We start from the raw sequence: 13355 nt of genomic DNA, 5'->3' as shown, positions 1-13355 counted from the left end.
CTCCCCGCCCAGGGCGGGGAGACCGCGCCCCGGCGGCCGCCCGCCGTACCGCCCGGCCCGCGGCCGAGGCCCGCCGCTCACCGGTCTGGTCGGGGGCGATGCCTCCGGGCGCGGTGTCCCACGGCGCCACGCAGCCTCCGTCCACCACGTCCACCTGCCCCACCCCGGCTGCCGACAGCAGTGCCGCCACCGTCGCTCCCACCCGTCCCGCACCGCGCACCCGCACTCGGGCCGCCGCCCGGGCGGCCAGCCGGCGCACCCCGCCGCCCGGCTCGGGACGGAGTACCGAGAGCGACCCCAGATCCGGACGGAGCCGGTCGTCCACCCGGGCCGCGGCCCGCCGGTGGGCCGTGGCGTCGTCCAGCAGCCCCGCGGCCGTCAGCCGCGCCACCAGGCGGTCGGCCGCGTCCGCCCCGAGCCCCATCGCCTCGGCGGCCTGTCTGAGCTGGGGAAGGCTGCGGGTGCCGTCGAAGAGATCCAGGAAACCGCCGGTCGCGGTGTCCACCGGACCCAGCAGCACCGAGTGGGCGGGCGCCACCCCGTACCGCACGGTGTTCCGGTCCCGCCAGGCACGCCGGAGCGCGGGTTTGATCATCGGATGCACGGCAACCCCCTGGACCACTGCTGAACCGCTCCCGGCGCACCCGGCGCCGGAAGAGGACCGGACGACCCCAGCCTGAGTCCTTCGCCGTGGCCGTCGCGGAGAGTTGTCCACAGGATGTGGCGTTCGTCACACCGGGGGCGCGAGATGTCCGGAGACGCGCCACCGGCTCGCACACAGGCGTGCGTCCCCGCGGGCGACCCGGGGACGGGACTTCCGCCGACCCCGGCGGGTAACGTCGTGGCATGCCCGCAGACCCGCTGAACAGCGTAGAGAAACCGGGCCCCGGCCCGCGCGGCACGGCGCCGCAGCCGGACGAGGTCGAGGTCCGCCGCAGCGCACGCCGCCGCCGCACGGTCTCCGCCTACCGGGAGGGCGGCCGTACCGTCGTCCTCATCCCGGCCCGGATGTCGAAGGAGGAGGAGCGGCGCTGGGTCGGCGTCATGCTCGACAAGCTGGCCGCCCAGGAGAGCAGGAGGACGCTCGACGACGGGGAGCTGGCCACCCGCGCGCTGCGGCTGTCCGAGCAGTACCTGCTCGGACGCGCCCGCCCGTCCACCGTGCGCTGGGTCACCAACCAGAACACCCGATGGGGATCGTGCACCCCCGCCGAGGGCAGTATCCGCCTCTCCCACCGTCTGCAGGGGATGCCGGAGTACGTCCTGGACTACGTCCTCCTGCACGAGCTCGCCCATCTGCTGGTCCCGGGGCACGGCCCGGATTTCTGGCGGCTGTTGGAGACTTATCCGCGCACGGAGAGGGCCCGGGGATTCCTTGAGGGCGTGATCGCCGCCGGCAGGCTGCCGAACATTACCCGTGACGGGGGCGAGTGAGCCCCGGAGGGCACCGGTTAGCCTGGCGCGACGCAATTCACCGCTTCGGATGGGGGACGGCCGTTACGCGTGGCCAGGGAATTCCAACGAGGCCACAAGGCCAGGATCAGCGATCTGACAGCCGGAACGGATCTGTACGTGGGCGTGCGGATCTCCGCGCCGGGGCTGTCATTCGACATCAGCTGCTCCGGTCTCGACGCCGATGAGCGGTTGTCGGACGACCGTTACCTCGTCTTCTTCAACCAGCCCGGGTCGCCGGAGGGAGCGATCCGGCTGCTGGGCGCCCAGGCGGGCGACACGGAATCCTTCAGGGACGCTGGAGCGCATTCCGGCGAACATCCACAAGCCGTCCTTCACCGCCACGATCGACGGCGACGGCCAGATGTCCCGGACCGGCCCCGGCTATCTGCGGATCGTCGCGGGCGGCGAGGAGGTCGCGCGCTATTCGTTCGACGGCTCGGAGTTCGCCACCGAGCGGGCCGTGATGCCCGGCGACTTCTCCCACAAGGGCGCCGGGCCGGCCGGCCGGATCATCGGCAACGCCACCGGCCAGGAGACGCAGCTCATGCGCTGCACCGGCCGCGGCCAGGTGTTCTTCGCCGAGAACGCCGCGCACGTCCACCCCATCGAGCTCCAGGGCGACGCCGTCTGCGCCTCCGCCGACTCCGACGCGGTGGTCGCCTGGTCCAGCTCACCGCGGGTGCGGATGCAGGCCCAGACCAGCTCCCGGAGTGTGTTCCGCCGGCGCGGCAGCACGGGGGAGGGCTGGGAGCTGGACTTCATGGGCCGGGGCTTCGCCCTCGTCCAGCCCAGCGAGCTGCCGCCGCCGCAGAACGCGGCGGCCGGCCCGGGGGGCGCAGTACGGCATGGGCCGGCACGGCGCCCGCGGCCAGAATCAGGGCAACATCTGGACCAACTGACCGGCCGGAAGGCGCGGGGCACGCGGGCCCTCTCCCGGGGGCCGCCCGCGCGCCCCGGTGTCACAGCAGTGCGCGAGTGCGGTCCGCCAGCCGTACGACGGAGTCGTCGGCGACGTCCGCCACCTCGTCCCAGCCGAACCAGCGCAGCTCCAGCGACTCCTCGCTCACCGCCTCCACCGCGCCCTCGGGCGCCAGGGCGGCGTACTGCACGTCCAGGTGCCAGGCACACGGCGTGATGTGCCGGTCGAGGCGGACGGGTCCGCCCGGCAGCAGGGTGAGCCCGTCGATGCCCGACTCCTCGACGGCCTCCCGCAGAGCGGCTCCCGCGAGGGCGGTGTCGCCGGGCTCGCAGTGCCCGCCCGTCTGGAGCCACATCCGCAGCTTGCGGTGGTGCGTCAGCAGCACGCGTCCGCGGCGGGGGTCCACCACCAGGGCGCTCGCCGTGATGTGCCCGTCCGCGCAGGACCGCCACACGCCGTCCGGGCGGACGGCCAGATGATCGCGGTACGCCAGACGCAGCGCCTCCTGCGCGCCGTCCGGCGCCGACCACTGCCCGAGCGTCCGCGCCGCGTCCTCGTGCAGGCTCACCGGGCGCCGCCGCGCTCGTCCCCGGGGCCGTCCTCGCCGTCCGGGGCCGGACCGCGTCCGCCCTCCGCGCCGCCCTCCGTACCGGACTCCTTGCCCAGCAGCCCCTCCAGCTCGGAGAAGTCCAGCTGCTCGCGGTGGACGAAACCGTCCGGGTCGTCGAGGTCCTCGGCGGTCGGCAGCATGTCCGGGTGCGCCCACAGCCCGTCGCGGCCGTCCACCCCGCGGGCGTCGGTGAGCGAGGCCCACAGCCGGGAGGCGTCTCGCAGCCGCCGGGGCCGCAGCTCCAGCCCGATCAGCGTGGCGAACGTCTGCTCGGCCGGCCCGCCGCCGGCGCGGCGGCGGCGCAGTGTCTCGCGCAGGGCGGAGGCGGACGGCAGATGGGGCTCGGCCGCGGCGTGGACCACCGCGTCGACCCAGCCCTCGACCAGTGCCAGCGCGGTCTCCAGCCGGGCCAGGGCCGCCTTCTGCTCGGGGGTGTCCTCGGGCTGGAACATGCCCTGCTGCAGTGCCTCCTGCAGCTCCTCCGGGCGGGACGGGTCGAGCTGGCCGACGACGTCCTCCAGTTTGGCCGTGTCCACCTTGATCCCGCGCGCGTATCCCTCCACCGCGCCGAACAGATGCGAGCGCAGCCACGGGACGTGGGCGAACAGCCGCTGGTGCGCCGCCTCGCGAAGCGCCAGGTAGAGCCGCACCTCCTCCAGGGGCACGCCCAGGCCCTCGCCGAAGGCCGCGATGTTGGCCGGCAGCAGCGCCGCCCGGCCCCCGGGCCCCAGCGGCAGACCGATGTCGGTGGAGCCGACCACCTCGCCGGCCAGCACGCCCAGCGCGTGTCCGATCTGGGTGCCGAACATCGCGCCGCCCATGGAGCGCATCATCCCCAGCAGCGGGCCGGCCATGGCCTGCATCTCCTCGGGGAGGACGTCGCCCATGGCCGCCCCGACCCGCTCGGCGACCGGGTCCACCAGGTCCTTCCACACCGGGAGGGTGGACTCCACCCACTCGGCGCGGCTCCAGGCGAGGGCCGAGCCGGAGCCGGAGGGCAGCGAGGTCACGCCGTCCAGCCACAGGTCGGCCAGGCGTACGGCCTCCTCCACCGCCTTCCGCTCCCGCGGGCCGACACTTGAGTCCTTGGTGCCGTCCGGGGTGCCCGCGGCGACGGTCTGCCGGGCGATGTCCTTGGCCATGTCCCAGTTGACCGGCCCGCCCTCGTAGCTGAGCATCTGGCCGAGCCGCTGGAACGCGGCGCCCAGGTCGTTCGGGTCGAATCCGCCGGAGCCGCCGCCCAGCGATCCGAACATCGCCGCGAGCGGGTTGTCGGCGCCGCCCGCGCCGCCGAACCCGAACGGGTTCCGCGGGCCGCCCTGGTCGTCGCCCTTCTTCCGTCCGTCGTCGCCCTCCTCGGGCTCCTCGGGCGGCATGCCGAATCCGAATGGGATGTCACTCACGGGGTTCCTCGGCTCTGGTGGACGGGACGCTGGGACGTCGGTGGGATGGTGTGCGATGTGGCGGGCTCTACGTCCAGCCTAGACACCTCTCGTGCAGGATGGAGCCTGCGCACGTCGTACCCAGAGACAACCGCGGGAGACACCGGGTGAGTTCCCAGGAGCCAAACGTTCGCGGTCCGCGTAACGGAGCCGCAGGGCCCGTCGTCGCGGTCACCGGCGCCGGATCGGGGGTCGGCGCGCTGCTCACCGAGCGGCTGGCGGCCTCCCCCGAGGTGGGGCGGGTCATCGCGCTCGACGAGCGCCGCGGCGCGGTGGACGGCGCGCAGTGGCACGTCCTGGACGTGCGGGATCCGGCCATCGCCGACCGGCTGCGCGGTGACGGCGAGCCGGTGGACACCGTGGTCCACCTCGCGCTCGACCTGGATCTGGAGACCGACCCCGCCGCCCGCACCGCCTACAACGTGCGCGGCACCCAGACCGTGCTGACCGCGGCCGCCGCGGCGGGCGTGCGCCGGGTGGTGCTGTGCACCTCGGCGATGGTCTACGGGGCCCTGCCCGACAACGACGTGCCGCTGGCCGAGGACGCCGAGCTGCGGGCGACCGCCGATGCCACCGGGGTGGGCGACCTGCTGGAGATCGAACGGCTCGCCCGCCGCGCCCCCCGCGCGCACCCGGGGCTGAACGTCACGGTCGTGCGCCCCGCCGTCCTGGTCGGCGGCACCGACACCGCACTGACCCGCTACTTCGAGTCCCCCCGCCTGCTGGTCGTGGCCGGCTCCCGGCCCTGCTGGCAGTTCTGCCATGTCGAGGACCTGGCCGGAGCCCTGGAGTACGCGGCGCTGGAGAAGGCGGAGGGCGAGCTCGCGGTCGGCTGCGACGGCTGGCTGGAGCAGGAGGAGGTCGAGGAACTGTCCGGCATCCGCCGCATGGAGCTGCCCTCCGCCGTCGCGCTCGGCGCCGCCTCCCGGCTCCACCGCCTGGGGCTGACGCCCTCCCCGGCCGGCGACCTGGCGTACACCATGCATCCCTGGGTGGTCAGCGGTTCCCGGCTGCACGAGGCGGGCTGGCGGCCGAAGTGGACCAACGAGGAGGTACTGGCCGCGCTGCTGGAGGAGGCGGCGGGGCGCCACGCGGTCGCGGGCCGCCGCCTGGGCCGCAAGGACGCCACCACCCTCGGAGCCGCGGGCGCCACCGTCGCCCTGGTGGGCACCGCGGCCCTGGTCCGGCGTGCCCGCAAGGCCCGCCGCCGGGTCTGACGCCGGAAAGCGGTGCCGGCGCGTCGGCGGGCCGCCCCCGGCGCCCCCGCGCCCGTACGGCACCATGACCCCATGGCACAGACGTACGACCACCCCGGGGAGCGGGCGGCGCCCGACCCGATCCGCCTGCTGGCGATCCGCGACACCCCGCTCTCCGTGGACGAGGTCCTCACGGCAGTCGGCGACGCCTCGGCGGGCGGCACCGCGCTGTTCGCGGGCACCGTGCGCGACCACGACGGGGGCGCGGGGGTGACCGGTCTCGGCTACTCCTGCCACCCCACGGCCGAGGCCGAGCTCCGCAGGGTCGCCGAGGAGGTCGCGGCCGACCTCCCCGTACGGGCGCTCGCCGCGGTCCACCGGGTGGGGGACCTGGCGGTGGGCGATCTCGCCGTGGTCGTCGCCGTCTCCTGCGCGCACCGCGCCGAGGCGTTCGAGGCGTGCCGCCGCCTGATCGACGACCTGAAGCACCGGGTGCCGATCTGGAAGCACCAGACCTTCACGGACGGCACCGAGGAGTGGGTGGGGGCGTAGGAGCGGCCGAGACCCGCGGGCCGGGTCTCCCGGGCAGATGTGCCACGGCCACGCGGTGCATGCGGGGGTGCCTGCCGGGAACAGTCCCCGCGGGGCCGGGGAGCGGGTGTCCCGCGGGGCGTGGAGTTGCGGAAGGGCACCCCTGCCGGAACGGTTGACTCAACCGGGATCTAGTCTGCTCATAGGCCGTATCTCCGGCGCACTCGAGGATCGGGAGGTCACTGTGGCGGCACTCGCCTGGTTGCTGATTCCGTTCGTCGCCGCGGTCGGGGCGGCCGTGTGGTCCGTGTGGGCCTCGCGGAAACCCAGCGGTTTCGGGGACGCCGACGGGGTCGCGGGATACGAGGCCTTCCGCGCCGCCATGGAACGCCCCCACGGCCGCGGGACGGAGCAGGAGGGCCGGGGCGGCCGCGAGGGCCCCGCCGTCTCCCGCACGGCCCCGGACGGACGGGCCTCCGCCGCCGACTGACGCGCGATTCCCGTACTGTCGTGCCATGCCACGCCGGACCGCGACGATGCTCACCTCGACCCTGCTGCTCATAGCCGTGCTCTGCGCCGCGGTCCTCATCAGGGTGCCGTACGCCGAGATGTCACCGGGCCCCACCGTCAACACGCTCGGCGAGCACGACGGCGAACCGGTGCTGAGCATCGAGGGCAGGAAGACCTACGAGCCGTCCGGACACCTGAACATGACCACCGTCCGCGTCACCGGCGCCGACTACCGGATGAACCTGGTGGAGGCCGTCCACGGCTGGCTGGCCGATGACAGCGCCGTCGTCCCGCACGACACCCTCTATCCCGACGACAGGTCGGCCGAGGAGGTGCGCGAGGAGAACGCCGAGGAGTTCACCCAGTCGCTGGAGAGCGCCAAGGTCGCGGCCCTGCGGGAGCTGGACGTCCCGGTCGGCGAGCGGGTGGTCGTCTCCTCCGTGGTCAGAGGCGGGCCGGCCGAGGACAGGCTGCACGCCGGGGACGTGATCACCGCCGTGGACGGCGAGGCCGTGGAGGAGCCGGGCGACGTCGCCGAGCTGGTGACCGAGCACGAGCCCGGCCAGAGGGTGGTCTTCACCGTCGTCCCGGCGAAGGCCGCGAAGGCGGCCGAGAAGGCGGGCGAGGAGCCCACCGTCTCCCGGGAGGTCACCGTCACCACCGAGAAGGCCGACGACGACGGACGGGCCGTGGTCGGGATCCGGGCGGGGCTCGACCACACCTTCCCGTTCGAGATAGACATCGAACTGGCCGATGTCGGAGGTCCCAGCGCCGGGCTGATGTTCGCTCTCGGCATCATGGACAAGCTCACCCCCGGCGACCTCACCGGCGGCGAGTTCGTGGCCGGTACGGGGACCATCGACGGCGAGGGGCGGGTCGGCCCGATCGGCGGTGTGGAGATGAAGACCATCGCCGCCCGGGACAAGGGCGCCGAGTACTTCCTCACCCCCGAGGACAACTGCGCCACCGCCGCCCGCGACGCCCCCGAGGGCCTGACCCTGGTGAGGGTCGGCACGATCGACGACGCCCTGGAGGCCCTGGAGGACATCAGGGAGGGGGAGACGGCCGGCCTGCCGCGGTGCGCGGCAGGCTGACCCGTTCCCCCCTCCGCCGCGGTCCGGCCGTCAGTCGCCGAAGGTGGCGGCCAGCGCCTCGGCGAGCCCGGGCACCAGATCCGGGCCGGTCAGCACCTCGGTCGGCGAGTCCTTCTCGCGCAGCCGCAGCGCCGACTCCCGGGCGCCGTCGCGCAGCACCGCCACGGTCATCCGGACCTCCTGACGCTCGGGGTGCTCGGCCACCCAGCGGGCCAGCCGCTCCTCGGCGCCCTCCTCCTGGAGACTCTCGGGGACGGACGTCTCCGCGGAGGGCGGCAGCATCAGCCGCTCCACCGTCATGGCGCAGCCGGAGACCGCGTCGGGCCAGGCGATGGTGCCGAGGAACTCGTCCAGAGGGATTCCGGCGGGCAGTTCGTCCTGTTCCACCGGGGTGAGAGGGGCCGGGGCGGAGGCCTCGCCGCCCCGGTGCTCCTCGACGCCCAGCCCGAGCTGCTCGGCCAGGGCGGGTTCCTCGGTGCGCAGCCGGTCGGTGTCGACCAGGGCGAACAGCCGGGCGGGCTGGTCCCAGCCCAGCCCCGCGGTGTACTCGTCGATCTCCAGCACGGCCCGTGTCAGCGGGCCCGCGGCCAGAGGTGTGCCGTCGATTGGAAGGTTGTTCATCCTCATATCGTGCCGCCGAACCCCCCGGGAACGGGAACCGGGTAAAGGTTCAGTAAGTTGCATGGGTGGGGCCCTAGCATTCGGGGCCAGTCCCTTCCGCTGCGATTCTCGAGGTGCGCACCTTGGCTTTCCAGATGCCGGACCGGGGCCCGGGCGGGCCCTCAGGACCACGGATCAGTGTCGGCAGGCCCTCCCGGCGCGCCAAGACCCTGCTCATGACGGTGGGCGCGCTGGCCGTGCTGGCCATGCTCTTCGTCATGTTCGCGGGGTTCTGGACCGACTGGCTGTGGTACCGCTCGGTCCGATACACCACCGTCTTCACCACCACCCTGTGGACCAAGATCGGCATGTTCGCCGTCTTCGGTCTGCTGATGGCCGCGGCCGTCGGCCTCAACATCTGGCTGGCACACCGCCTGCGTCCCCCGCTGAGCGCGATGTCGCTGGAGCAGCAGAACCTGGACCGTTACCGGATGGGTATCGCCCCGTACAAGAAGTGGGTGCTCCTCGGGGTCACCGCGCTGGTGGGGCTGATCGCCGGAGCGTCGGCGGCCGGCCAGTGGCGCACCTGGCTGATGTGGGTGAACGCCGTCCCGTTCGGCACCGCCGACCCGCAGTTCGGCAAGGACGTGGCCTTCTACGCGTTCGACCTGCCCTGGTACCGCTTCCTGCTGAGCTTCGGTTTCGCGGCCGCGGTGCTCTCCCTGCTGGCCGCCGCGCTGGTGCACTACCTCTACGGCGGGCTGCGGCTGACCACGCCGGGCGCCCGCGCGACGTCCCAGGCCACCGGTCACCTCTCGGTGCTGCTGGGCGTCTTCGTGGCACTCAAGGCGGTGGCGTACTGGCTCGACCGCTACGGCCTGGCGGTGAAGTCCGGCGACTTCAAGGCGACGGACAACTGGACGGGCCTGCGGTACGTCGACGCCAACGCCTATCTCCCGGCCAAGACGATCCTGTTCTTCATCGCCGCGATCTGCGCGGTGCTCTTCTTCGCCACCCTGTGGCGGCGCACCTGGCAGCTCCCGGTGATCGGCTTCGGCCTGATGGTCCTCTCGGCGATCCTGATCGGCGGTCTCTACCCGGCGATCGTGCAGAAATTCCAGGTCCAGCCGAACGAGCAGGCCAAGGAGGCGCCGTACATCAAGAAGAACATCGACGCCACCCGCGACGCCTACGACATCGACGACTCCAAGGTCTCGGACTACTCGGGGGAGAGCGAGGCGAGCAACGAGGAGCTGCGCGAGGCGGCGAACACCACCGCCAGCATCCGGCTGCTCGACCCGAACGTCGTCTCGCCCAGCTTCCAGCAGCTCCAGCAGGTCCGCAGCTACTACCAGTTCCCGGCCACGCTGGACGTGGACCGATACAGCACCGAGGACGGCGAGGAGCAGGACACCGTCGTCGGCCTGCGCGAGATCAACATCAACGGCATCACCGAGCGCAACTGGATCAACGACCACTTCAAGTACACCCACGGCTTCGGCATGGTCGCGGGCAAGGGCACCGAGGTGGCCTCGACCGGGGCGCCGGCCTTCATCGAGAAGAACCTCCCACCGGAGGGCGAACTGGCCGAGGACGGCTACGAGCCGCGGGTCTACTACGGTGAGAAGACCACGCAGTACTCCATCGTCGGCGGTCCGCAGCAGGAACTGGACTACATCGCCGGCAGCGAGGAGAAGACCTACAGCTACAAGGGCGACAGCGGGGTCAGCCTGGGCAACATCGCCAACCGCGCGGCGTACGCGGTGACCTTCAACGAACCGCAGATCCTCTACTCGGGCGCGATCGGCGAGGGCTCGCGGGTCCTCTACAACCGCACGCCCAAGGAGCGCGTCGAGGCGGTGGCCCCCTGGCTGACCATCGACGGCGACCCGTACCCGGCGGTGGTGGGGGACCGCATCCAGTGGATCGTGGACGCCTACACCACGACCAACCAGTACCCCTACTCGTCCCGGACCACCCTGGGGGAGACCACCGCCGACGCGCTGACCGACGGCCAGCGCGCGGTCATCGCCCAGCAGAACCGGGTCAACTACATCCGCAACTCGGTCAAGGCCACCGTGGACGCCTACTCGGGTGAGGTGAGGCTCTACGAGTGGGACGAACAGGACCCGGTGCTGAAGACCTGGACGAAGGCATTCCCCGGCACGGTCGAGCCGAAGAGCGAGATCGGCGACGAGCTGATGGACCACTTCCGCTACCCGCAGGATCTGTTCAAGGTCCAGCGCGAGCTGCTGACGCGCTACCACGTCACCAGCGCGAGCCAGTTCTACAGCGGCAGTGAGCGCTGGCAGGTGCCGGACGACCCGACCACGCAGGAGGGCAACGCGGTTCCGCCGTACTACCTGAGCATGAAGATGCCGGACCAGGAGGAGCAGACCTTCTCCCTGACCACGACCTTCAACCCCAGCGGCCGTGAGACGCTCGGCGCCTTCATGGCGGTGAACGCCGACGCCCGCAGCGACGACTACGGGACCATCCGGATCCTGAAGCTGCCCTCCAACACCACGGTGTCCGGCCCGCAGCAGGTGCAGAGCCGGTTCAACTCCGACACCGACATCGCCAACGAGATCAACATCCTCAGGCGCGGTGACTCGGAGGTCGAGTACGGCAACCTGCTCACGGTGCCGCTGGAGGGCGGTCTGCTCTACGTCGAGCCGGTCTACGTCCGCGGCGCGGGCACCAACTACCCGCTGCTGCGCAAGGTGCTGGTGACCTACGGCGAGGAGACCGCCTTCGAGAACACCCTCGGCGAGGCGCTGAACGCCGTCTTCGGGGTCGAGGGCGCCGAGGAACCGCCGGCGGAGGGCGAGGAGCCGCCTCCGGGCGAGGAGGAGACCACGCCGCCGCCCGCGGACGGTTCGGAGGACCCGACGGTGCAGGAGGCCCTCCAGGACGCCCAGGAGGCGTTCGAGGCGGGTCAGGAGGCGCTGGGCGAGCAGGACTGGGACGCCTACGGCCAGGCCCAGCGGGATCTGGAGGAGGCGCTCGAGCGGGCCGCCGAGGCGCAGGAGTCGGCAGGCGGCGACGGCGCGGGCGGATCCGACGGCAAGAACCCCGAGGACGGCAACGACGAGGGACGCAAGGAAGAGTGAATCGGTGGTGAGCGGGCTCCCTCCGCGCCGTGGTAAGGTTGTGAACACAACGGCGCGGGGTGGAGCAGCTCGGTAGCTCGCTGGGCTCATAACCCAGAGGTCGCAGGTTCAAATCCTGTCCCCGCTACTGAAGAGAAGGACCCGGAGTCACTGACTCCGGGTCCTTCTCCGTGTGTTGGGCATGTGACAGAGGAGGCGCACGGTAGCGCTTTGCGTTTGGATGGTAGCTGTATCGGGAAGTCGACAAAACGCTGAAGTGACTTCCTTGGCGGCGGTATACCGGATGTACGCGGGTTGCGGGTGGTGCGACGATGGGCCTCATGGGGGACAAGGCGAGAGATGAGGGCACGGGGGGCGGCGTGAGCCGCACGGACCTCCGGGATCACCGCGACACGGACGCCATCAGCGCGCTCGGTGCCCGGCTGCTGCGCCGGGGCGACCTGGAGGGGGCCGAGCCGTACCTGCGCGCCGCCACCGCCGCCGGCGACCGAGCCGCCGCGAACAACCTGGGCGTCCTGCTCCACCAGCTCGGCCAGGCCGAGGAGGCCGCGGGCTGGTGGCGGGTCGCGGCCGTCGCCGGTTCGGCGGCCGCCGCCCACTCCCTGGGCCGCCACCACCGCGAGCGCGGCGACGAGGCGGCGGCCGGGCACTGGCTGCGGCGGTCCGCCGAGTCCGGCCACACCCTCGGCGCGTACGCCCTCGCCGACCTGCTGGAGCACCGGGGCGAGGGCGGGGCCGAGAAGTGGTACCGGACCGCCGCCGAGCGCGGCCACCGGGAGGCGGCCTACCGTATCGCCCGGACCCTGGCGCGCCGTCAGGAGGCGGGCGCCGAGGCCGAGCAGTGGTACCGCCAGGCCGCGGCGCGCGGCCACCGGCGTGCCGCGCTGCGCCTGGGCGCGCTCCTGGAGGAGCGCGGCGAGCTGCGGGAGGCGGCCCGCTGGTACCTGACGGCGGCCAAGGACGGAGAGGCGCGCGCCGCGCGCGCCCTGGGCTTCCTGCTGAGCGACGCGGGCGACACCGACAGCGCCGCCGAGTGGTGGCGCCGCGCGGCCCAGGACGGCGACGGCAGTGCGGCCAACGCCCTGGGAGCGCTGCACGCCGAGCGGGGCGAGCGGCAGACCGCGGAACGCTGGTACCGCGTCGCGCTGGACGCGGGCGACACCAACGGCGCCTTCAACCTCGCGCTGCTGTGCGCCGCCGAGGGCCGTACCGCCCAGGCCGAGCAGTGGTACCGCCGTGCCGCCTACGCCGGGCACCGCGAGGCGGCCAACGCGCTGGCCGTGCTGCTGCTCCAGCGCGGTGACGCGGCCGGTGCGGAGCCGTGGTTCTCCAAGGCGGCCGAGGCCGGCAGCGTGGACGCCGCGTTCAACCTCGGCATCCTGTACGCGGGCCGCGGCGAGGAGGACGCCGCACGCCGGTGGTACGAGCAGGCGGCCGCGGCCGGCCACACCGAGGCGGCGCTCCAGGTGGGCATCGCGCTGCTGCGCGAGGGTGACGCCCACACCGCGGAGCGGCATCTGCGCCGTGCGGCGGGCGGCGGCAGCGTGGAGGGCGCCTTCCGGCTGGCGGCGCTGCTGGAGCGCCAGGCCCCGACGGCCGACGCCCTGGACGCCCACGGACCGCCGGCCGAGTACGAGGAGTGGTACGAGCGGGCCGCCGAGCAGGGGCACCGGCGTGCGCAGGTCCGGCTGGGCATGTGCGCGGCGGCGCGCGGCGACGTGGTCCGGGCCGCGCACTGGTACCGGGTCGCGGCGGAGGCGGGCAGCAGCAACGGAGCCTTCAACCTCGGCCTGCTGCTGGCCCGCGAGGGCAGCGAGCCGGAGGCCGCCCTGTGGTGGACGCGTGCGGCCGAGGCGGGCCACGGCCGGGCCGCCCTGCGTCTGGC

11 protein-coding genes, 1 tRNA gene and 2 pseudogenes are annotated in these 13355 nt (G+C 73.1%); 10 read left to right on the top strand and 4 right to left on the bottom strand.

Features of this window, described 5'->3' with window-relative positions; genetic code table 11:
- Nucleotides 1–604 (bottom strand): ThiF family adenylyltransferase (locus AC2CJA_RS15845; RefSeq protein ID WP_484603351.1); only part of this gene is annotated, 604 nt, incomplete at its 3' end.
- 242 nt (nucleotides 605–846) lie between these two features.
- On the opposite strand from AC2CJA_RS15845, the gene AC2CJA_RS15840 reads away from it, so the two are divergent.
- The 3 genes and pseudogenes from AC2CJA_RS15840 to AC2CJA_RS15830 form a co-directional block, all read left to right on the top strand.
- Entirely contained in the window at nucleotides 847–1434 is a 588-nt protein-coding gene (locus tag AC2CJA_RS15840; RefSeq protein ID WP_484603350.1) for a M48 metallopeptidase family protein, read from the top strand.
- A 69-nt stretch (nucleotides 1435–1503) separates the two neighbouring features.
- A pseudogene (locus AC2CJA_RS15835) lies at nucleotides 1504–1933 on the top strand (TerD family protein); the annotation flags it as partial.
- A pseudogene (locus AC2CJA_RS15830) lies at nucleotides 1919–2185 on the top strand (hypothetical protein); the annotation flags it as partial. The pseudogenes AC2CJA_RS15835 and AC2CJA_RS15830, both read left to right, overlap by 15 nt.
- Nucleotides 2186–2414: 229 nt before the next feature.
- Here AC2CJA_RS15830 and AC2CJA_RS15825 read toward each other — a convergent pair.
- Entirely contained in the window at nucleotides 2415–2942 is a 528-nt protein-coding gene (locus tag AC2CJA_RS15825; protein ID WP_484603349.1) for an NUDIX hydrolase, read from the bottom strand.
- Nucleotides 2939–4387 (bottom strand): zinc-dependent metalloprotease, encoded by a 1449-nt coding sequence (locus AC2CJA_RS15820; RefSeq protein ID WP_484603348.1) that lies wholly within the window; start codon nucleotides 4385–4387, stop codon nucleotides 2939–2941. The genes AC2CJA_RS15825 and AC2CJA_RS15820 overlap by 4 nt, the downstream gene beginning before the upstream one ends.
- 146 nt (nucleotides 4388–4533) lie before the next feature.
- Here AC2CJA_RS15820 and AC2CJA_RS15815 point away from each other — a divergent pair, with 146 nt between their 5' ends.
- The 4 genes from AC2CJA_RS15815 to AC2CJA_RS15800 all read left to right on the top strand — a co-directional run bounded on the left by AC2CJA_RS15815 (nucleotide 4534) and on the right by AC2CJA_RS15800 (nucleotide 7757).
- On the top strand, nucleotides 4534–5643 hold the full coding sequence (locus tag AC2CJA_RS15815; RefSeq protein WP_484603347.1) for an SDR family oxidoreductase: 1110 nt from the start codon (nucleotides 4534–4536) through the stop codon (nucleotides 5641–5643).
- Between the two features lie 72 nt (nucleotides 5644–5715).
- Nucleotides 5716–6174, top strand: coding sequence for a molybdenum cofactor biosynthesis protein MoaE (locus tag AC2CJA_RS15810; RefSeq protein WP_484603346.1), 459 nt, complete (start codon nucleotides 5716–5718; stop codon nucleotides 6172–6174).
- 223 nt (nucleotides 6175–6397) lie between these two features.
- Nucleotides 6398–6643, top strand: coding sequence for a hypothetical protein (locus AC2CJA_RS15805; RefSeq protein ID WP_484603345.1), 246 nt, complete (start codon nucleotides 6398–6400; stop codon nucleotides 6641–6643).
- A 25-nt stretch (nucleotides 6644–6668) separates the two neighbouring features.
- On the top strand, nucleotides 6669–7757 hold the full coding sequence (locus tag AC2CJA_RS15800) for a YlbL family protein (protein WP_484603344.1): 1089 nt from the start codon (nucleotides 6669–6671) through the stop codon (nucleotides 7755–7757).
- 30 nt (nucleotides 7758–7787) lie between these two features.
- Here AC2CJA_RS15800 and AC2CJA_RS15795 read toward each other — a convergent pair whose 3' ends face one another.
- A complete protein-coding gene (locus AC2CJA_RS15795) occupies nucleotides 7788–8378 on the bottom strand; it encodes a PPA1309 family protein (protein WP_484603343.1) in 591 nt (196 codons plus the stop codon).
- 134 nt (nucleotides 8379–8512) lie between these two features.
- On the opposite strand from AC2CJA_RS15795, the gene AC2CJA_RS15790 reads away from it, so the two are divergent.
- From AC2CJA_RS15790 to AC2CJA_RS15780, 3 genes are all read left to right on the top strand, one after another.
- Nucleotides 8513–11470: a UPF0182 family membrane protein gene (locus AC2CJA_RS15790; RefSeq protein WP_484603352.1), complete on the top strand. Its 2958-nt coding sequence runs from the start codon at nucleotides 8513–8515 to the stop codon at nucleotides 11468–11470.
- Nucleotides 11471–11523: 53 nt separating this feature from the next.
- Nucleotides 11524–11597: transfer RNA gene (locus AC2CJA_RS15785), tRNA-Met, on the top strand.
- Nucleotides 11598–11781: 184 nt separating this feature from the next.
- Nucleotides 11782–13355, top strand: a 1574-nt coding sequence (locus AC2CJA_RS15780) for a tetratricopeptide repeat protein (RefSeq protein ID WP_484603342.1), incomplete at its 3' end; no start/stop codon positions are given.

This window comes from Streptomyces sp. ATLC9 (assembly GCF_057196705.1).
Note: the sequence above shows the minus strand (reverse complement) of the source record. Positions and strands in the feature narration are given on the sequence as shown.

What these genes read in the sequence shown, in the direction of transcription:
- AC2CJA_RS15840 (WP_484603350.1), top strand. Translation starts at nt 847, where the DNA reads ATGCCCGCAGACCCGCTGAACAGCGTAGAGAAACCGGGCCCCGGCCCG.
- AC2CJA_RS15810 (WP_484603346.1), top strand. Translation starts at nt 5,716, where the DNA reads ATGGCACAGACGTACGACCACCCCGGGGAGCGGGCGGCGCCCGACCCG.
- AC2CJA_RS15800 (WP_484603344.1), top strand. Translation starts at nt 6,669, where the DNA reads ATGCCACGCCGGACCGCGACGATGCTCACCTCGACCCTGCTGCTCATA.
- AC2CJA_RS15795 (WP_484603343.1), bottom strand. Translation starts at nt 8,378, where the DNA reads ATGAACAACCTTCCAATCGACGGCACACCTCTGGCCGCGGGCCCGCTG.
- AC2CJA_RS15790 (WP_484603352.1), top strand. Translation starts at nt 8,513, where the DNA reads ATGCCGGACCGGGGCCCGGGCGGGCCCTCAGGACCACGGATCAGTGTC.